Genomic DNA, 20,057 nt, shown 5'->3' on the forward strand with positions numbered 1-20,057 from the left:
CGTCCATGCTGAACCGACTGCTCTCCCACGACCTGCCGCGCAGCAAGCCGCTGGCGGTGCTGCTGCTGCTGATCGTGCTGGCCCTGGCCTTCACGCCTTTCCTGTTTCCCGGCGTCAAGGCGCTGAACGTCGCGGCCAAGGTGCTGGTGTTCGTGGTGCTGGTGGCCAGCTTCGATCTGCTGCTGGGCTACACCGGTATCGTCAGCTTCGCCCACACCATGTTCTTCGGCATCGGCGCCTACGGCGTGGCCATCGCGTCCACCCGCATGGGCGCGGGCTGGGCGGCGCTGGGCACCGGCATCGCCGCGGCCCTGGCGCTGTCGCTGGTGCTGGCGCTGGCCATCGGGCTGTTCTCGCTGCGGGTGCGGGCCATCTTCTTCTCCATGATCACGCTGGCCGTGGCCGCCGCCTTCCAGACCCTGGCCTCGCAGCTGTCGGAGATCACCGGCGGCGAGGACGGCCTCACCTTCCGCGTGCCCGAGCAGCTCTCTCCCAGCTTCGAACTGGCGGCCGAGCCCTTCCTGGGCGCCAACCTCGACGGCCGCCTGCTGTGCTACTACCTGCTGTTCGCCACCGCGCTGGTGCTGGTGCTGGCCCTGCTGCGCATCGTCAACTCGCCGTTCGGCCGGGTGCTGCAGGCGATCCGCGAGAACGAATTCCGCGCCGAGGCCATCGGCTACCGGGTGGTAGTCTACCGCACGGTGTCCAGCATCCTGTCGGCGCTGTTCGCCACCCTGGCCGGTGCCATGCTGGCGGTCTGGCTGCGCTACAACGGGCCGGACACCTCGCTGTCCTTCGAGATCATGCTGGACGTGCTGCTGATCGTGGTCATCGGCGGCATGGGCACGATCTACGGCGCCCTGATCGGCTCGGCCGTCTTCGTGGTGGCCCAGAGCTACCTGCAGGACCTGCTGCGCCTGGGCAGCGAGGCGGTGTCGGGCCTGCCCTGGCTGGCGGCGCTGCTGTCGCCGGACCGCTGGCTGCTCTGGCTGGGCCTGCTGTTCGTGCTCTCGGTGTACTACTTCCCCACCGGCGTGGTCGGGCGGCTGCGCGCGTGGCGTGCAGCCCGGTCCCCGGCCACCTCCACCCACCCCACCCACCCCCTGCAAGGAGACTACGTTGAGAACAACCGCTGATCCTTACCGCGCAGCCGCCGTGCGCCGCATCCTTCCCCTGTGCGCGATCGCTTCCGCGGTGCTTGCGGGCTGCGGCGGCGGCGCGGACGGTTCCGCCTCCGTGTCCGACGTGCAGGCCGCCAACGTGAACGCCAAGGTGCCGCCGGGCGTGGATCTGCCGGCGCAGGCCATGCCGCTGGGCGTCACCCAGCACAGCGTGACCGACTACCCGGCCACCACCGTGGGCACCGGCGCCACGGCGCAGCAGCAGGACCTGCTCACCGGCGGCATCGGCAAGACCGGCCTGGGCGCGCCCGTCCCGCCGCTGTACGCCGACGCGAACAATCCCACCGCGGCGGAGCTGCGGCGCAACGCGCTGTATTCCAACTACCGTGCCATCCTGGATCCATCGGTGGCGGGCGGCTATGGCCGCTTCTACGGCCCCAACGTCACGGCCGACGGCACCGTCACGGCCAACGAGGGGCTGATCCCCGGCCGCGAGTACCTCGCCTCGCTGGACGACGGCAGCGGCCGCAAGCGCGTGGTCATGGCGGTGCTGATCCCCGACAGCTTCGACACCGGCAAGCCCTGCCTCGTGCTGGGGCCGTCCTCCGGCTCGCGCGGCGTGTACGGCGCCATCGGCACTGCCGGCGAGTGGGGCCTGAAGAAGGGATGCGCCGTGGCGCTGACCGACGCCGGCAAGGGCGTGGGCCTGCACGACCTGGGCGACGACACCGTCAACAAGGTGGACGGCACGCGCGCCACGCGCACCGCCGCCGGCGTGCTGGCCCACTTCGCCGCCGACATCACGGAGTCGGCGCGGGCCGCCTTCAACGCGGTGCTGCCCCACCGCTTCGCCCTCAAGCAAGTGCACTCACAGCAAAACCCCGAGAAGGACTGGGGCAGCGACACGCTGGCCGTGGCCCGCTACGCGTTCCATGCCCTCAATGACCGTTTCGGCGGGCCCGGCAGCGGTAGGCGCTTCGTGCCGGCGAACACGCTGGTGATCGCCGGCTCGGCCTCCAACGGCGGGGCGGCCGTGCTGCGGGCCGCGGAGCTGGACCGCACCGGCCTGATCGACGGCGTGGTCGCGTCCGAGCCGGTGACGCAGATGCCGACCACGGCGGGCTACGGCATCAGCTTCGGCGGCACGCCGGTGAGCGGCTACGGCCGCAACCTGGCGGACCTGGTGACCTACGGCAACCTCTACCAGCCCTGCGCGGCGATGGCCGCTGACGCGGCCATGACCGAGTTCTCCTTCTTCAACTTCATGACCATCGCGGGCATGAACGGCCGCGCGCAGGCACGCTGCGCCAGCCTGGCGGCCAAGGGCCTGGTGAATGGCGCGACCGCGGCCGAGCGCGCGGCCGATGCGCTGGCGCGCCTGCGCGGCTACGGCTGGACGGTGGAGCACGACCGCATGCACAACGCGCACTGGGGCCTGGGCAACGGCCCCATCCTGTCGGCCATGTACCCGGTGGCCTATGGCCGCTTCTCGGTGCTGGACAACGTCTGCGGCACCAGCTTCGCCGCCGCCGATACGCTCGGCAATCCCGTCGCCGCCACCGCCGCGGCCAAGGCGCAGAGCTTCGCCATCGCCAACGGGACGGCCAACGGCACGCCGGCCGCGCCTATCTACGACAACTCGCTGGGCGGTTCCAAGGCCTGGCAGTGGGCCGTCTCGGCCTCCACCGGCACCGCCGACTTCGGCCTGGACACCGCCCTGTGCCAGCGCGCGCTGGTGACCGGCGCCGACCCGGTGACCGGGGCGCCGCTCACCGATGCCTCCACGCCGACGGCCGACCAGAGCGCCGCCGTGCGCCGCGGCATCGCCGAGGTGGCCGTCAGCGGCGACCTGGGCCGCACGCCCACCATCATCGTCAGCGGCCGCAGCGACGCGCTGGTGCCGGTGAACAACAACTCGCGCGCCTACGCCGCCTACAACCTCGCCGTCGAGGGCACCCGCAGCCAGCTGCGCTACGTGGAGGTCACCAACGCCCAGCACTTCGACACCTTCATCCCGCTGGCCGGCTTCGACACGCGCTTCGTGCCGCTGCACGGGTACTTCAACCAGGCGATGGACCTGATGCACGCGCACCTGACCGCCGGCGCGCCGCTGCCGCCCAGCCAAGTGGTGCGCACCACGCCGCGCGGCGGCGTGCCTGGCGCCGCGCCGGCGCTGACCGCTGCCCACATCCCGCCGATCAGCGCCGCACCGGCGGCCGCCGACCGCATCGGCTTCAGCGGGACCACGCTGACAGTGCCGCAGTAAGAGAGCGAACGGGGCGCCCGCCCCGGCAAAGGACAGCATGCAGCCCACATCGAACTACGCGACCTGCGCCGGGCGCGAGATCCACTACACCGAATGGGGCCCGCCCGGCGGTCCGGTGGTCATCGCCTGGCACGGCCTGGCGCGCACGGGGCGCGACATGGACGAGCTGGCGCAGCGCCTGGCGCAGCGCTTCCGGGTGATCTGCCCCGACACCCTGGGCCGCGGCCTGAGCCAGTGGAGCCCCGACCCGCTGCGGGAGTACACCCTGGCGTTCTACGCCCGCCTGGCCTGCGAGCTGTTCGACCGGCTCGGCATCGAGGAGGCGCACTGGGTGGGCACCTCGATGGGCGGCGCCATCGGCACGGTGTGCGCCGGGGGGCTGCAGGTGCCGGCGCTGCGCGGGCGCATCCGCAGCCTGGTGCTCAACGACAACGCGCCGCGCCTGGCGCAGGCCGCGCTCGACCGCATCCGGGCCTATGCCGGCAGCCCGCCCTCGTTCGCCACGGTTCGCGAGCTGGAGGCGTTCTACCGGCAGGTCTACAAGCCCTACGGCTGGATGAGCGATGCGCAGTGGCGGCGCCTGACCGAGACCTCGACGCGGCGCCTGCCGGACGGGCGCGTCACGCCGCACTACGACCCGGCCATGGTGCGGCAGTTCATCGACCACCCGCGCGACTACGAGCTGTGGGAGCACTACGACGCGATCGAGGCCCCGGTGCTGTGCCTGCGCGGCGCCGAGTCCGACTTGGTGCTGCCCGACGCGACGGCCGAGATGATGCAGCGCGGCCCGGGCGCGCGCGGCCGGCTGCGCGTGGTCGAGGTGCCCGGCTGCGGCCATGCGCCGGCGCTCAACGTGCCAGCGCAGCTGGACCTGGTGGCGGGCTTCATCGAAGCCCACGAGCCGGCGCTGGCCGTTGCCTGAGCCGGGGCCTCAGGCGGAGGCGCCGAGCGCCTTGGCGCGTTCGCGCGACTGCGCCAGCGCGGCGGGGTCCGGGCGCTCCCGGGTCGGCCAGCCCGCCAGGTGCTTCTCGGCCAGGTCGGCCAGGGCCTTGATCCAGCGGTTGTCGTCGTTCAGGCAGGGGATGGCGTGGAAGGCCTGGCCGCCCGCGGCCAGGAAGGCGGCGCGGCCTTCCATGGCGATCTCCTCCAGCGTCTCCAGGCAGTCGCTGGTGAAGCCCGGGCAGGCCACGTCCACCCGCTTGACGCCGCGGGCGGCCAGGGCGCGCAGCGTGGGCTCGGTGTAGGGCTCCAGCCACTTGGCCTTGCCGAAGCGCGACTGGAACGAGACCGTGTACTGCTCCGGGCTGAGGTTCAGCCGCGCGGCCAGCAGGCGCGCCGTCTTGTGGCATTCGCAGTGGTAGGGGTCGCCCAGCCGGAGGGTGCGCTCGGGCACGCCGTGGAAGCTCATGACGAAGTGGTCGGGCCGGCCGTGCGCCATCCAGTGGCGGCCGATGGTGCCGGCCAGGGCGTCGATGTAGCCGGCATCGTCGTGGTAGCGGTTGATGAAGCGCAGCTCCGGCAGGTTGCGGGTGCGCTGCGACCAGGCGCTCACCGCGTCGACCAGGCTGGCCGTGGTGGTGCCCGAGTACTGCGGGTAGGCCGGCACGACGAGGATGCGCGTGACGCCCTGGGCCTTGAGCGCGTCCAGCTGCGCCTCGATGGACGGGTGGCCGTAGCGCATGGCGTAGCGCACCGTCACCGCATGGCCGCGCTCGCCCAGGAAGCCGTGCAGCAGCTTGGCCTGCTTGTCGGTCCACAGCCGCAGCGGCGAGCCGCCCTCGGCCCAGATGCTGGCGTACTTGCGCGCCGACTTGGCCGGCCGCAGCGGCAGGATGATGCCCCACAGGATGGGCAGCCACAGCGCCCGCGGGATCTCCACCACCCGCTGGTCGCTCAGGAACTGCGCCAGGTAGCGCCGCACCGCCGGCGCCGTGGGCGCGTCGGGCGTGCCCAGGTTGCACAGCAGGACGGCGGTGGTGGGCGCCTTGCCGTGCGTGTAGGAAGGCTCGGGGCGGAAGCGTGATGCGAAGGCCATCAGGTATTCTCGCCTGCATGCTGGACGTAGCGAGAATCGGGGCGATTTCCCTCGACCTGGACGATACCTTGTGGCCCATCTGGCCCACCATCGAGCGCGCCGAGAAGGTGCTGCACGCCTGGCTGGTGGAGAACGCGCCCATGGCCGCGGCCCTGTTCTCCAGCCCTTCCGCGCTGCGCGACATCCGTGCCCACATGGCGGCGCAGCGGCCCGACCTGAAGCACGACCTCAGCGCGCTGCGGCGCGAGTCGATCCGGCTGGCGCTGTACCGCGCCGGCGAGAACCCGCTGCTGGCCGAGCCGGCCTTCGAGGCTTTCTTCGCCGAGCGCCAGCGCGTGGAGCTGTTCGGCGACGTGCTGCCGGCGCTGGAGTTCCTGGCCTCGCGCTACCCGCTGGTCAGCCTGTCCAACGGCAATGCCGACCTGGAGCGCGTCGGCCTGGCGCGCTACTTCCAGGCGGCGATCTCGGCGCGCGAGTTCGGCGTGGGCAAGCCCGACCCGCGCATCTTCCATGCCGCCGCCGGCGCCGTGGATGCCGTGCCCGCGCAGGTGCTGCACCTGGGGGACGACGTGCTGCTGGACGTGCTGGGCGCGCTCAACGCCGGCATGCAGACAGGCTGGGTCAACCGCACCGAGGCCCTCTGGCCGCACGAGGACCAGCGGCCTCACCTGGTGCTGCGCGACCTGGGCGAGCTGTGCGAGGTGCTGCGTTGAGCGCAGGCCGCCGTCAGGGCAGCAGCGCCGCGGCCGCCTCGGCCGAGCGCACCGCGCCCTCCAGCGTGGCGGGATAAGGCCCTTCCACGTAGTCGCCGCAGGCGAGCAGGCCGGGGGCGACGCGCACCGGCGGGCGCCGCAGGCCCGGCAGGCAGGCGAAGGTGGCGCGCTTCTCGACCACGGTCTGCAGCGCCCGCACGTCGGTCCAGCCCAGGGCATGGGCCTGGGCCAGCACCTGCCGCTCGACCGCCTCGCGCGCGCCGCGGCTGGCGCTGGCCACGAAGGCCAGCAGGCCCTGCGGCCCGCCCAGCTGGCCGCGGTCGAACACGTACTGCGCCGGCGCGTCGGGACCGTCGCGCAAGGCCAGCAGGGGCAGGGGCAGCCGCCGCCGGCTGCTGGCGTAGACGGTGGCGATGGGCTCGTGGGCCAGGCCCTGGGCCAGCGCGCGCCACGCCGCCGCGCAGGGCAGCGGCGCGAGCAGGCGTTGCGCCTCCCAGGGCGGGCAGGCGAGCAGCACCGCATCGAAAGGCTGGCCGTCGACCCGCCAGCCCGAGGGGCCGTCCTGCGCCAGAGAGGCCACGCGGTGCCCGGTCGCGAGCACCTGGCCCCGGGCTGCCAGCCAGCGCGCCGCCGCCTGCGGCAGTAGCTCGCCCAGGGGCGCGTGCGGCAGCAGCAGCCAGGAGCTGCCCCAGGCACCGTCGCCAGGGCCGAAGAGCGAATCGCGCAGCACGCGCAGGAAGACCTGGCCGCTGGCGCGCGCGGCCGGCGTGTTCAGCGCCGCCACGCACAGGGGCTCGACCAGTTCGCGCAGCACGCGCGGTGCCAGGCCGTCGCACAGCGCCAGAACGGTCTGGTCCGGCGCGCACTGGAAGCCTGCAAGACGCCAGCGCAGCGCAGCCCGCAGCAGCGAGGCCTTGTCGCGCGCATCCCAGCCGCGCGCCCGCGCGATGCCCCAGGCCGCATCCAGCGGTGCCGGCCAGGCCGGCAGCGCCAGGCCGGTGCCGTCGGGAAAGCGCAGGGTCAGGGGCAGGGCGTGCAGCACCTGGGCCGGCTCCACGCCCACCGTGCGCATCAGGGCCAGGGTGCGGCCGTAGGCGCCGATCAGGATGTGCTGGCCGTTGTCCAGGAGGGCGGTGCCGCCCTCGGGCAGCGCCACCTCGAGGCTGCGCGCGCGGCCACCCAGGGTGCGTGCGGCTTCGAACACGCTGACGCGGTGGCCGGCCTGGGTGGCGGTGACCGCCGCGGCGAGGCCGGCCCAGCCGGCGCCGATCACCGCGATCTGGGCCATTTCTCTCTCCCGGCCAGGACGTGAAGCCTTCGTGCCTTGGCACGAGCCAGCCGCGCTTGCGCGCTGGCTCGCGGCTCCGCGCACGGGCGCCAGCCTTTTCCTAGGACTGCAGCGCCCGGGCCGTGGTTCGCCGCGGAGGTGGCGACGGTGGTCTGTAGCTGCGTAGCCGGTGCGAGGTAACCAAATCCAGGCCCCCCTCTTCGCCCCGGCGGGGGGCGAAGAGGGGCGGGGGGGAGAAGGGGGGGAAGACGAGGAATCACTTCAACAAACCAACACCGAACAAGCAGTCCAAGACCCAAGCGCCTCGGAACGCTTCAGAGCTTCCCCAGCGCCTGCACCTTCCACGCCAGCCAGAACTTGCGCAGCGGCGTCAGGCCGACGCGCTGGTGCAGCACCTGGAAGCCGTCGCGCTCGATCTCGCGCAGCAAAGTGCGGTAGATGCTGGCCATCATCAGGCCCGGCTTCTGGCTGCGCCGGTCGGCCGCGGGCAGCAGGGCCAGCGCCTGCTCGTACAGGCCGTGGGCGCGCTCGGCCTGGAACTTCATCAGCGCGGTGAAGCGCCCGGAGTACTGGCGCGACGTGATCTCGTGCGCCTTGACGTCGAAGCGCTGCAGCTCGCTGATGGGCAGGTAGATGCGCCCGCGCATCGCGTCCTCGCCGACGTCGCGGATGATGTTGGTCAGCTGGAAAGCCAGGCCCAGCGTGTGCGCGTAGGCGGTGGTGCACGGCTGGGTCTGGCCGAAGATGCGGGCCGACGCCTCGCCCACGACGCCGGCCACCAAGTGGCAGTAGCGCTCCAGTGCCGGGAAGTCGAGATAGCGGGTCTGCTCCAGGTCCATCTCGCAGCCCTCGATCACCGCCTGCAGCTGGCGTTGCTCCAGCCCGAACTCGGCGGCCCAGGGCATCAGCGCCTGCATCACCGGGTGCGTGGGCTGGCCGGCGAAGGACTGCGCCACCTCCTTGCGCCACCAGGCCAGCTTGGTGCGCGCCACGCCGGGATCGCTGACCTCGTCGACCACGTCGTCCACCTCGCGGCAGAACGCATAGAAGGCGGTGATCGCGGCGCGGCGCGGCGGGGGCAGGAACAGGAAAGCGTAGTAGAAGCTGCTGCCCGAAGCCGCCGCCTTGTCCTGCACGTACTGGTCGGGCGTCATCGCGCGGATTGTCCCATTCGCAGCACGCGCCACAGCAGCACGGGCGCATCCCGCGCCGACAGGGTGGGGCGGCGGCTAAAGGTGTCGAAGCCCTGCGCCTCGATCTTGTCCAGGATGCGCAGGCCGCCCTGGACCACGGCGCGCAGCTCCCAGCCGGCGCGCCCCGGCACGCGGTGGGGGATGGCCAGGCCCTGCCGCATGGTGGCGCGTGCCCAGGCCACCTCGTCGGCGACCAGCCGCCTGGCATTCGGGTGGGCCCGCCAGCTGGCCGGGGCGGCCGGGTCCAGGCCGTGGGCGCGCAGGTCGGCCTCGGGCAGGTAGCGGCGGCCGCGGCGCAGGTCCACGCCCAGGTCCTGCCAGAAATTGATCAGCTGCAGCGCCGTGCAGACGCAGTCGCTCTCGGCGACGGCCTGGGCGTCGTGCACGCCGTACAGGTGCAGCATCAGCCGCCCGACCGGGTTGGCCGAGCGGCGGCAGTAGTCCAGCAGGTCGGCGCGATCCGCGTACCCGGCGCCCTCGCGGGTGCGCACCACGTCCTGCTCGAAGGCGCTGAGCAGGTCGGTGAAGGGCGCGAGCGGCAGCCGGTGGCGTTCCATCGCCGCCGCCAGCGGGCCGAACACCTGCGGCCAGCGGTCTGAAACGGGCGAGCGGTGGGCCAGGGCCAGCAGGTCGGCCCGGAACGCCGCCAGGTCGGCCAGGCGTTGCTCGGCCGGCGCGTCGCCCTCGTCGGCAATGTCGTCGGCGGTGCGGGCGAACCAGTAGAGGGCGGCCACCGCGGGCCGCAGGGACGCCGGGCAGAGCCAGGACGCGACAGGGAAGTTTTCGTAGTGGTCGCCCGGCGGCGCCAGGGCGGTGGAGGAGGGGCGCACGGCCAAGATTGTCGCTTGACACGCCCGTGGGTCGCCGCGTAGATTACTAACCGGTCAGTCATTAAAGTACCGGAACCCATCCCTCCATGCCCGCTCCGAACCCCTCCCTCGGCGGCCGCCCCGTGCTCGCCGTGGCGGCTGCCGCCCTGCTGCTGGCCGCCTGCTCCAAGCCCCAGCCCGCGCCGGAGCCCGTGCGCGCCGTCAAGGTGGTGACCGTGGGCGCCAGCAATTTCCAATTCGTCCGTGAGTTCCCCGCCGAGGTGCGGCCGCGCATCGAGTCGCGCCTGGGTTTCCGGGTGGCCGGCAAGATCCTGCGCCGCCAGGCCGAGCCAGGCCGTCGGGTCAAGGCCGGCGAGGTGCTGGCCGAACTCGATCCGCAGGACTACCGGCTGGCCGCCGAGGCCGCCCGCGCCCAGCTGGCCGCGGCCCAGACCAACCGGGACCTGGCGGCCGCCGACTTCAAGCGCTTTGCCGCGCTGCGCGAGCAGAATTTCATCAGCGGCGCCGAGCTGGAGCGGCGCGAGACCGCGCTGCGGGCCGCGCAGGCCCAGTTCGACCAGGCCCAGGCCCAGCTGGCATCGCAGGGCAACCAGGCCGGCTACACCCGGCTGCTGGCGGACGCGGCGGGCGTTGTGACGGCAGTGGAGGCCGAGCCGGGCCAGGTGGTGGCCGCCGGCGCGCCGGTGGTGCGCGTGGCGCAGGACGGCCCGCGCGACGCGGTGTTCTCGGTGCCCGAGGACCGGGTGGCCGAGATCCGCGCCGGCTCCCCGGTGGCGGTGCGGCTCTGGTCCGAAAACCGCAGCCTGGCCGGCCAGGTGCGGGAGGTGGCGGCCAGCGCCGACCCGGTGACCCGCACCTTCCAGGTCAAGGTCGCCCTGGCCGGGCAGGCCCAGCCGGCGCTGGGCTCCACGGTGTACGTGACGCCCCAGGCGCCGGCCAGCGCCGGCGCCCAGGTGATCAAGCTGCCCACCAGCGCGCTGCGCCAGGAGGGCAACGGCAGCGCCGTGTGGGTGCTGGACACGGCCAGCATGACGGTGCGGTCGCAGCCGGTGCAGATCGCCACGGCGGACGGCAACGAGGCGGTGATCGCGGGCGGGCTGCAGCCCGGCGCCCAGGTGGTGGTGGCCGGGGTCCACGTGCTGTCGCCCGGCCAGAAGGTCTCGATCTACCAGGACAAGACGGTGCAGGGACGCGGCGCTGCCGTGCCGGGCGCCGCCGACCCCCGGGTGGCGGCAGCGCCGCCGGCCGCTCCCGCCCGCTGAGGCCGCGATGGACGCTTCCGACCAACCCAAGCCCGGCTTCAACCTCTCGCGCTGGGCGCTGGAGCATCCGGCGCTGACGCGCTACCTGATGCTGGTGCTGATGCTGCTGGGCTTTGCCGCCTATTTCCAGCTGGGCCAGGACGAGGACCCGCCCTTCACCTTCCGGGCCATGGTGGTGCGCACCCACTGGCCGGGCGCGACGGCGCAGCAGGTGGCCGAGCAGGTGACCGACCGCATCGAGCGCACGCTGCAGGAGGTGCCGTACGCGGACATCATCCGAAGCTACTCCAAGCCGGGCGAGTCGCAGATCATCTTCCAGATCAAGGACTCCTCGCGGCCGGCCGAGGTGGCCAACGTCTGGTACACGGTGCGCAAGAAGGTGGGCGACATGCGCGGCCTGCTGCCCGCCGGCATCCAGGGACCCTTCTTCAACGACGAGTTCGGCGACGTCTACGGCGTGATCTACGCGCTGCAGTCCGACGGCGGCTTCAGCTACGCCGAGCTCAGGGACTTCGCCGACGACGCGCGCCAGCAGCTGCTGCGCGTGCCCGACGTGGCCAAGGTGGAGCTGTTCGGCGCGCAGGACGAGAAGGTCTTCGTCGAGATCTCGCAGAAGCGCCTGGCGCAGCTGGGATTGGACCTGCCCCAGGTGCTGGCGCAGCTGGGGCAGCAGAACGCGGTGGAGCCGGCCGGCGCGGTGCAGACGCCGCTGGACGTGGTGCAGGTGCGCGTGGCCGGCCAGTTCCAGGCGGTGGAGCAGGTCGCGGCCATGCCGATCCGCGGAAGCTCGGGCAGCCAGCTGCGCCTGGGCGACATCGCCGAGGTCCGGCGCGGCTACGTGGACCCGCCGCTGGTGAAGGTGCGCCACCAGGGCGTCGAGGTCATCGCCCTGGGCGTGTCCATGGCCAAGGGCGGGGACATCGTGCGCCTGGGCCAGTCGCTGCGGACCGCCACCGGCCGCATCGAGGACGGGCTGCCCGCCGGCATCCGCCTGGTGCAGGTGCAGGACCAGCCGCGCGCGGTCAGCAGCTCGGTCGGTGAATTCGTCCGCGTGCTGGTCGAGGCCGTGGTCATCGTGCTGGCGGTGAGCTTCGTCTCGCTGGGCCTGCACAAGCGGCCCGGCGCCGCGGCGCTGCCCCTCTGGCGGCGCTATTACATCGACGTCCGGCCCGGCCTGGTGGTGGGCATCACCATCCCCCTGGTGCTGGCCCTGACCTTCCTGGCCATGAGCTACTGGGGCATCGGCCTGCACAAGATCTCGCTGGGCTCGCTGATCATCGCCCTGGGCCTGCTGGTGGACGACGCCATCATCGCGGTGGAGATGATGGTGCGCAAGATGGAGGAGGGCTACGACAAGGTGCGCGCCGCCACCTTCGCCTACGAGATCACCGCCATGCCCATGCTCACCGGCACGCTGATCACGGCGGCCGGCTTCCTGCCCATCGGGATCGCGCGCTCCACCGTGGGCGAGTACACCTTCGCCATCTTCGGCGTCACGGTGGTGGCGCTGGTGCTCAGCTGGCTGGTCTCCGTCTATTTCGTGCCCTACCTGGGCACCCGGCTGCTCAAGGACAAGCCGGCGGCCGCCGGTGCGGACCACCACGAGCATTTCGACACGCCGTTCTACCGGCGCTTCCGCCATACCGTCGACTGGTGCGTGGAGCACCGCTGGCTCACCATAGCGGCCACGCTGCTGACGTTCGCGCTGGGCATCGCTGGCATGGGGCGGGTGCAGCAGCAGTTCTTCCCCGATTCCAGCCGGCCCGAGATCCTGGTGGACCTCTGGTTCCCCGAGGGCACCTCCTTCGCCGCCAACGAGTCGGTGGCGCGGCGGGTCGAGGACCGCCTGCGCCAGGAGGCGGGCGTCAGCTCGGTCACGACCTGGGTCGGCTCGGGCGTGCCGCGCTTCTACCTGCCGCTGGACCAGGTGTTTCCCCAGACCAACGTGTCGCAGCTGATCGTGCTGCCACACGACCTGGAGGTGCGCGAAACGCTGCGCCAGCGGCTGCCGGCCCTGCTGGCCACCGAGTTCCCGGAGGCGCGCGGCCGCGTCAAGCTGCTGCCCAACGGCCCGCCCGTGCCTTACCCGGTGATGTTCCGCGTGGTGGGCCCCGATCCGCAGGTGCTGCGCGAGCGCGCCGACGAGGTCAAGGCGCTGATGCGCGCCAATCCGGATACCCGCGGCGTCAACGACAACTGGAACGAGTCGGTCAAGGTGCTGCGGCTGGAGGTGGACCAGGCCAAGGCGCGCGCCCTGGGCGTGACCAGCCAGTCGATCGCGCAGGCCTCGCGCACCATCCTCAACGGCACGCCCATCGGCCAGTACCGCGAGGGCGACAAGCTGATCGACATCGTGCTGCGCCAGCCGCAGGAGGAGCGCAACGCCATCACCGACCTGGGCAACGCCTACCTGGCGACCGCCAGCGGCCGGTCCATCCCGCTGACGCAGATCGCCAAGCCGGTGTTCACCTGGGAGCCGGGCGTGCTGTGGCGCGAGAACCGCGACTACGCCATCACCGTGCAGGGCGACATCGTGGAAGGGCTGCAAGGCGCCACCGTCACGGACGCGCTGCTGCCCGAGCTGAAGGCGCTGGAGGCGAAATGGCAGCCGGGCTACCGCATCCAGGTGGCCGGGGCGGTGGAGGAGAGCTCCAAGGGCTCCTCGTCCATCGCCGCCGGCGTGCCCATCATGCTGTTCATCACCTTCACCCTGCTGATGCTGCAGCTGCAAAGCTTCAGCCGGGCCCTGCTGGTGTTCCTGACCGGGCCGCTGGGCATCGCCGGCGTCGCCGGGGCGCTGCTGCTGCTGGACCGGCCGTTCGGCTTCGTGGCACTGCTGGGCGTGATCGCGCTGATGGGCATGATCCAGCGCAACTCCGTGATCCTGATCGACCAGATCGAACAGGACCGCGCGCGCGGCGTGCCGGCCTGGGATGCGGTGGTCGAATCGGCGGTGCGGCGGCTGCGGCCCATCGTGCTGACCGCCGCCGCGGCGGTGCTGGCCATGATCCCGCTGTCGCGCTCGGTGTTCTGGGGCCCGATGGCGGTGGCCATCATGGGCGGCCTGATCGTGGCGACCGCGCTCACCTTGCTGGCGCTGCCGGCGATGTACGCCGCATGGTTCCGTGTGCAGCGCGAGGGCGCGCCCGCCGCCCCGGCCCCGGGGGCGGTGCCGGCCAGCGCATAAAATAGCCGGTTGCCGTATTTCAGGACGGGCGGTCAGGCAGCACCTGGCGGCCCGTTTTGCTTTGAAGCTACGCGCGGGTGGCGAAATTGGTAGACGCACCAGGTTTAGGTCCTGACGCCAGCGATGGTGTGGGGGTTCGAGTCCCCCCCCGCGCACCAGACACACACTGATCCTCTAGAGAGAGATGCCCATGGCCGTGACCGTTGAAACCCTCGACAAGCTCGAGCGCAAGATCACCCTGACGCTGCCCGCCAGCGTGATCCAGTCCGAAGTCGACACCCGCCTGAAGCGGCTGGCGCGCACCGTCAAGATGGACGGCTTCCGCCCCGGCAAGGTGCCGGTCAACGTGGTCGCCCAGCGCTACGGCTACTCGGTGCACTACGAGGTGATGAACGACAAGGTCGGCGAGGCCTTCGCCCAGGCCGCCAACGAGGCCAAGCTGCGGGTGGCCGGCCAGCCGCGCATCACCGAGAAGGACCAGTCGCCCGAGGGCCAGCTGGCCTTCGACGCGGTGTTCGAGGTGTACCCCGAGATCAAGATCGGCGAGCTGTCCGGCGCCGAGGTCGAGAAGGTCTCGGCCGAGGTGACCGACGCCGCCATCGACCGCACGCTGGACATCCTGCGCAAGCAGCGCCGCACCTTCGCCCAGCGCCCGCAGGACGCCGCCGCCCAGGACGGCGACCGCGTGACGGTCGACTTCGAGGGCAAGATCGACGGCGAGCCCTTCCAGGGTGGCAAGGCCGAGGACTTCCAGTTCCTGGTCGGCGAAGGCCAGATGCTCAAGGAGTTCGAGGACGCGGTGCGCGGCATGAAGTCCGGCGAGAGCAAGACCTTCCCGCTGGCCTTCCCGGCCGACTACCACGGCAAGGACGTGGCCGGCAAGCAGGCCGACTTCATGGTCACGGTCAAGAAGATCGAGGCGGCCCACCTGCCGGAGGTCAACGAGCAGCTGGCCAAGTCGCTGGGCATCCCGGACGCGACAGTGGAAGGCCTGCGCGCCGACATCCGCAAGAACCTGGAGCGGGAGGTGCGCTTCCGCCTGCTGGCACGCAACAAGCAGGCCGTCATGGACGCGCTGCTGGCCAAGGCCGAGCTCGACCTGCCCAAATCCATCGTGCAGGCCGAGGTCGACCGTATGATCGAGGGCGCCCGTGCCGACCTCAAGCAGCGCGGCGTCAAGGACGCCGACAAGGCGCCCATCCCCGAGGAGATGTTCCGCCCGCAGGCCGAGCGCCGCGTGCGCCTGGGGCTGGTGGTGGCCGAGCTGGTGCGCACGCACAACCTGCAGGCCAAGCCCGAGCAGATCAAGGCGCACGTCGACGAGCTGGCCTCCAGCTACGAAAAGCCGGCCGAGGTGGTGCGCTGGTACTACGGCGACAACCGCCGCCTGGCCGAGGTCGAGGCCATGGTGATCGAGAACAACGTCACGGAGTACGTGCTTTCTCAGGCCAAGGTGAACCAGAAGCAGGTGGCCTTCGACGAGCTGATGGGCAACAACGCGGGCTGAGCGACCGGCAGGGCAGGCCGCGTACCCGGATGGGGCTTGTGCGCTCTTGCAGTACGGCGCGCAAGCCCCATGTCCTTTTTGGCTACAGTACGCCCCAGACAACGGAGTTTCTTCCCCCATGAGTGCACTTGATACCCAGGCCCTTGGCATGGTGCCGATCGTCATCGAGCAGTCCGGCCGTGGCGAGCGGTCCTACGACATCTACTCGCGGCTGCTGCGCGAGCGGGTGGTCTTCCTGGTGGGTCCGGTGAACGACCAGACCGCCAACCTGGTGGTGGCCCAGCTGCTGTTCCTGGAGAGCGAGAACCCGGACAAGGACATCTCGTTCTACATCAACTCGCCGGGCGGCAGCGTCAGCGCGGGCATGGCCATCTTCGACACCATGAACTTCATCAAGCCCGACGTGTCCACCCTGTGCACCGGCATGGCTGCCAGCATGGGCGCCTTCCTGCTGGCCGCCGGCACCAAGGGCAAGCGCTTCGCTTTGCCCAACTCCAAGGTCATGATCCACCAGCCGCTGGGCGGCATGCAGGGCCAGGCCACCGACATCGAGATCCACGCCAAGGACATCCTGAAGACCCGCGCCCAGCTCAACAAGATCCTGGCCGAGCGCACCGGCCAGCCGCTGGAGAAGATCGAGCGCGACACCGAGCGCGACTACTTCCTCTCCGCCGACGAGTCCAAGGACTACGGCCTGGTCGACCAGGTGATCGCCAAACGGCCTTGAGGCCCGGCGTGGCGGCGTTCAGAGTGGGTTGCTCGGCAGCAACGGCGGCTTCCCCCGCGGGAAGTCGCCGTTTGCTATTTGGTTATCATTGAATTTCACGTTACGAGGCATCCCTCCCATGGCCGACAAAAAGGGCTCTTCCAGCGAGAAAACGCTTTACTGCTCGTTCTGCGGAAAGAGCCAGCACGAGGTCAAGAAGCTCATCGCAGGGCCCTCGGTCTTCATCTGCGACGAGTGCATCGACCTGTGCAACGAGATCATCCGCGACGAACTGCCCGCGGGTGAGGAGGCGCGCGAGGCGCGCGGCGACCTGCCCACGCCCGGCGAGATCAAGTCCAACCTCGACAACTACGTGATCGGCCAGGAGACGGCCAAGCGCGCGCTGTCGGTGGCGGTCTACAACCACTACAAGCGGCTGCGCCACAAGGACAAGGCCAAGAAGGACGACGTCGAGCTGGCCAAGAGCAACATCCTGCTGATCGGGCCCACCGGCTCGGGCAAGACGCTGCTGGCGCAGACCCTGGCGCGCATGCTGGACGTGCCCTTCGTCATGGCCGACGCGACCACGCTGACCGAGGCCGGCTACGTGGGCGAGGACGTCGAGAACATCATCCAGAAGCTGCTGCAGAGCTGCAACTACGAGGTGGAGCGGGCCCAGCGCGGCATCGTCTACATCGACGAGATCGACAAGATCTCGCGCAAGTCCGACAACCCCAGCATCACCCGCGACGTGTCGGGCGAGGGCGTGCAGCAGGCGCTGCTCAAGCTGATCGAAGGCACCATGGCCAGCGTGCCGCCGCAGGGCGGGCGCAAGCACCCCAACCAGGACTTCCTGCAGATCGACACCACCAACATCCTGTTCATCTGCGGCGGCGCCTTCGCCGGCCTGGAAAAGGTGATCGAGCAGCGCACCGAGGCCTCGGGCATCGGCTTCGGCGCGGCCGTCAAGAGCAAGAAGCAGCGCAGCCTGACCGACGTGTTCCGCGAGGTCGAGCCGGAGGACCTGATCAAGTTCGGCCTGATCCCCGAGCTGGTGGGCCGCATGCCGGTGGTGGCCACGCTGGCCGAGCTGTCCGAGGAGGCCCTGGTGCAGATCCTCACCGAGCCCAAGAACGCGCTGGTCAAGCAGTACGGCAAGCTCCTGTCCATGGAAGGCGTGGACCTGGAGATCCGCCCCAACGCGCTGCGCGCCATCGCGCGCAAGGCCCTGGCCCGCAAGACCGGCGCGCGCGGCCTGCGCTCCATCCTGGAGCAGTCCCTGATCGACACCATGTTCGAGCTGCCCAACGCCGCGAACGTGGACAAGGTGGTGGTGGACGAGTCCACCATCGAAGAGAACAAGCCGCCGCTGCTGGTGTACCGCGAAGCCGCCAAGAAGGCGTGATTTCCCGCGGGCCGGCTTGAAAAACCCCGTGTCCCCGTCCATGTAGGCGGGGCAACTGAAAAGGATTTCCATGTCCGGACACATTCCCCTGCCAGCGACCCCGCTGGACCTGCCCCTGCTGCCGCTGCGCGACGTGGTGGTCTTCCCCCACATGGTGATCCCGCTGTTCGTGGGCCGTCCCAAGAGCATCAAGGCGCTGGAAGCGGCGATGGAGGCCGAGCGCCGGATCATGCTGGTGGCGCAGAAGGCCGCCGCCAAGGACGAGCCCTCGGTCAACGACATGTTCGAGGTCGGCTGCGTCTCCACCATCCTGCAGATGCTCAAGCTGCCCGACGGCACGGTGAAGGTGCTGGTCGAGGGCCAGCAGCGCGCACGCGTCAACCGCATCCAGGACGGCGAGCAGCATTTCATCGCCAACGTCACGCCGGTCGAGCCGGCTGCCGCGGAGCAGGCCTCCAGCGAGATCGAGGCGCTGCGCCGCGCCGTGATGCAGCAGTTCGACCAGTACGTCAAGCTCAACAAGAAGATCCCGCCGGAGATCCTGACCTCCATCTCCAGCATCGACGACCCGGGCCGCCTGGCCGACACCATCGCCGCCCACCTGCCGCTCAAGCTGGACAACAAGCAGATCGTGCTGGACCTGGCCGAGGTGAAGGACCGGCTGGAGAACCTGTTCGAGCAGATCGAGCGCGAGGTCGACATCCTCAACGTCGACAAGAAGATCCGCGGCCGCGTCAAGCGCCAGATGGAGAAGAACCAGCGCGACTTCTACCTCAACGAGCAGGTCAAGGCCATCCAGAAGGAGCTGGGCGAGGGCGAGGAGGGCGCCGACATCGAGGAGATCGAGAAGAAGATCAAGGCCGCCAAGATGCCGCAGGAGGCCCGCAAGAAGGCAGACGGCGAGCTCAAGAAGCTCAAGCTGATGTCGCCCATGTCGGCCGAGGCCACGGTGGTGCGCAACTACATCGACGTGCTCACCGGCCTGCCCTGGAGCAGGAAGACCAAGATCAAGCACGACCTGGCGCATGCCGAGGAGGTGCTCAACGAGGACCACTACGGCCTGGACAAGGTCAAGGACCGCATCCTCGAGTACCTCGCGGTGCAGCAGCGCGTGGACAAGGTCAAGGCGCCCATCCTGTGCCTGGTCGGCCCCCCCGGGGTGGGCAAGACCTCGCTGGGCCAGTCGGTGGCCAAAGCCACCGGGCGCAAGTACGTGCGCATGGCCCTGGGCGGCATGCGCGACGAGGCCGAGATCCGCGGCCACCGCCGCACCTACATCGGCGCGCTGCCGGGCAAGGTGCTGCAGTCGCTGTCCAAGGTGGGCACGCGCAACCCGCTGTTCCTGCTGGACGAGATCGACAAGCTGGGCACGGACTTCCGCGGCGATCCGTCGAGCGCGCTGCTGGAGGTGCTGGACCCCGAGCAGAACCACACCTTCGGCGACCACTACGTCGAGGTCGACTTCGACCTGTCGGACGTGATGTTCGTGGCGACCTCCAACTCCATGAACATCCCGCCGGCGCTGCTGGACCGGATGGAGGTGATCCGCCTGTCGGGCTACACCGAGGACGAGAAGACCAACATCGCCATCAAGTACCTGCTGCCCAAGCAGATGAAGAACAACGGGGTGAAGGACGAGGAGCTGCAGGTCACCGAGGAGGCGATCCGCGACATCGTGCGCTACTACACGCGCGAGGCCGGCGTGCGCTCGCTCGAGCGCGAGCTGTCCAAGATCTGCCGCAAGGTGGTCAAGGGCCTGCAGCTCAAGAAGATGAAGCCCCAGGTGGTCGTCACGTCGGAGAACCTTAACGAGTTCCTGGGCGTGCGCAAGCACACCTACGGGCGCGCCGAGCAGCAGAACCAGGTGGGCCAGGTGGTGGGCTTGGCGTGGACCGAGGTGGGCGGCGATCTGCTGACCATCGAGACCGCGCTGATGCCCGGCAAGGGCAACATCCTGCGCACCGGCTCGCTGGGCGACGTGATGAAGGAGTCGGTGGAGGCCGCGCGCACCGTGGTGCGCAGCCGCTCGCGCCGCCTGGGCATCAAGGACGAGGCGTTCGAGAAGAAGGACATCCACATCCACGTGCCCGACGGCGCCACGCCCAAGGACGGCCCCAGCGCCGGCATCGCGATGACCACCGCGCTGGTGTCGGCCCTGACCGGCATCCCGGTACGCGCCGACGTGGCCATGACCGGCGAGATCACGCTGCGCGGCGAGGTCACCGCCATCGGCGGCCTCAAGGAGAAGCTGCTGGCGGCGCTTCGCGGCGGCATCAGGACGGTGCTGATCCCCGAGGAGAACGCCAAGGACCTGCAGGACATCCCGGAGAACGTGAAGAACGGCCTGGAGATCGTGCCGGTCAAGTGGATCGATCAGGTGCTCGCGGTGGCGCTGGAGCGCCAGCCCCAGGCCCTGCCCGAGGACGAGCCGGTGCCGGCGGCCGCCGCGCCGCTGGCACCGGCCGAGCCCGACGGCGCGCGCCCCGGCGCGGTGCCGGGATCGGTGAAGCACTGAGCCGGAAATTTTGCCGGCCCTGGCGATGA

General features: G+C 70.6%; 14 protein-coding genes and 1 tRNA gene. 11 read left to right on the forward strand and 4 right to left on the reverse strand.

Annotated features, from left to right (window positions below; genetic code table 11):
• Positions 1 to 5 precede the first annotated feature (5 nt).
• From RTA_RS08030 to RTA_RS08040, 3 genes are read left to right on the forward strand one after another with little or no spacing between them, the layout of a single operon-like run.
• On the forward strand, positions 6 to 1,136 hold the full coding sequence (locus RTA_RS08030) for a branched-chain amino acid ABC transporter permease (protein WP_013900890.1): 1,131 nt from the start codon (positions 6 to 8) through the stop codon (positions 1,134 to 1,136).
• Positions 1,120 to 3,387 (forward strand): 3-hydroxybutyrate oligomer hydrolase family protein, encoded by a 2,268-nt coding sequence (locus RTA_RS08035; protein WP_013900891.1) that lies wholly within the window; start codon positions 1,120 to 1,122, stop codon positions 3,385 to 3,387. Before RTA_RS08030 ends, RTA_RS08035 begins: the two co-directional genes overlap by 17 nt.
• Positions 3,388 to 3,424: 37 nt before the next feature.
• Positions 3,425 to 4,309, forward strand: coding sequence for an alpha/beta fold hydrolase (locus RTA_RS08040; protein WP_013900892.1), 885 nt, complete (start codon positions 3,425 to 3,427; stop codon positions 4,307 to 4,309).
• Positions 4,310 to 4,318: 9 nt separating this feature from the next.
• Here the strand turns inward: RTA_RS08040 and hemH are convergent, their stop codons facing one another.
• Positions 4,319 to 5,422, reverse strand: a complete 1,104-nt coding sequence (hemH, locus tag RTA_RS08045; protein ID WP_013900893.1) for a ferrochelatase — start codon at positions 5,420 to 5,422, stop codon at positions 4,319 to 4,321.
• Positions 5,423 to 5,439: 17 nt separating this feature from the next.
• Between hemH and RTA_RS08050 the strand changes: the two genes are divergently transcribed.
• Complete coding sequence (locus RTA_RS08050) at positions 5,440 to 6,135, forward strand: HAD family hydrolase (protein WP_013900894.1); 696 nt, start codon at positions 5,440 to 5,442, stop codon at positions 6,133 to 6,135.
• Positions 6,136 to 6,148: 13 nt separating this feature from the next.
• Here the strand turns inward: RTA_RS08050 and hpnE are convergent, their stop codons facing one another.
• The 3 genes from hpnE to hpnC all read right to left on the reverse strand — a co-directional run bounded on the left by hpnE (position 6,149) and on the right by hpnC (position 9,455).
• Complete coding sequence (gene hpnE, locus RTA_RS08055; protein WP_013900895.1) at positions 6,149 to 7,423, reverse strand: hydroxysqualene dehydroxylase HpnE; 1,275 nt, start codon at positions 7,421 to 7,423, stop codon at positions 6,149 to 6,151.
• A gap of 314 nt (positions 7,424 to 7,737) precedes the next feature.
• Complete coding sequence (hpnD, locus tag RTA_RS08060) at positions 7,738 to 8,577, reverse strand: presqualene diphosphate synthase HpnD (RefSeq protein ID WP_013900896.1); 840 nt, start codon at positions 8,575 to 8,577, stop codon at positions 7,738 to 7,740.
• A complete protein-coding gene (gene hpnC / locus RTA_RS08065) occupies positions 8,574 to 9,455 on the reverse strand; it encodes a squalene synthase HpnC (RefSeq protein ID WP_438865680.1) in 882 nt (293 codons plus the stop codon). The genes hpnD and hpnC overlap by 4 nt, the downstream gene beginning before the upstream one ends.
• Before the next feature lie 77 nt (positions 9,456 to 9,532).
• On the opposite strand from hpnC, the gene RTA_RS08070 reads away from it, so the two are divergent.
• From RTA_RS08070 to lon, 7 genes are all read left to right on the forward strand, one after another.
• Positions 9,533 to 10,708 (forward strand): efflux RND transporter periplasmic adaptor subunit, encoded by a 1,176-nt coding sequence (locus tag RTA_RS08070; RefSeq protein ID WP_049871251.1) that lies wholly within the window; start codon positions 9,533 to 9,535, stop codon positions 10,706 to 10,708.
• Between the two features lie 7 nt (positions 10,709 to 10,715).
• Positions 10,716 to 13,895 carry an efflux RND transporter permease subunit gene (locus RTA_RS08075; RefSeq protein WP_013900899.1) on the forward strand — a complete coding sequence of 1,060 codons (3,180 nt, stop codon included), beginning with the start codon at positions 10,716 to 10,718 and terminating at the stop codon, positions 13,893 to 13,895.
• A 71-nt stretch (positions 13,896 to 13,966) separates the two neighbouring features.
• Positions 13,967 to 14,053: transfer RNA gene (locus RTA_RS08080), tRNA-Leu, on the forward strand.
• A gap of 32 nt (positions 14,054 to 14,085) precedes the next feature.
• Positions 14,086 to 15,402 carry a trigger factor gene (gene tig / locus RTA_RS08085; protein ID WP_013900900.1) on the forward strand — a complete coding sequence of 439 codons (1,317 nt, stop codon included), beginning with the start codon at positions 14,086 to 14,088 and terminating at the stop codon, positions 15,400 to 15,402.
• A gap of 118 nt (positions 15,403 to 15,520) precedes the next feature.
• Complete coding sequence (gene clpP / locus RTA_RS08090) at positions 15,521 to 16,129, forward strand: ATP-dependent Clp endopeptidase proteolytic subunit ClpP (RefSeq protein ID WP_013900901.1); 609 nt, start codon at positions 15,521 to 15,523, stop codon at positions 16,127 to 16,129.
• A 118-nt stretch (positions 16,130 to 16,247) separates the two neighbouring features.
• Positions 16,248 to 17,513, forward strand: a complete 1,266-nt coding sequence (clpX, locus tag RTA_RS08095) for an ATP-dependent Clp protease ATP-binding subunit ClpX (protein WP_013900902.1) — start codon at positions 16,248 to 16,250, stop codon at positions 17,511 to 17,513.
• A gap of 70 nt (positions 17,514 to 17,583) precedes the next feature.
• Complete coding sequence (gene lon / locus RTA_RS08100) at positions 17,584 to 20,028, forward strand: endopeptidase La (protein ID WP_013900903.1); 2,445 nt, start codon at positions 17,584 to 17,586, stop codon at positions 20,026 to 20,028.
• Positions 20,029 to 20,057: the final 29 nt, after the last annotated feature.

It is taken from the genome of Ramlibacter tataouinensis TTB310, assembly GCF_000215705.1.
Classification (GTDB): domain Bacteria; phylum Pseudomonadota; class Gammaproteobacteria; order Burkholderiales; family Burkholderiaceae_C; genus Ramlibacter; species Ramlibacter tataouinensis.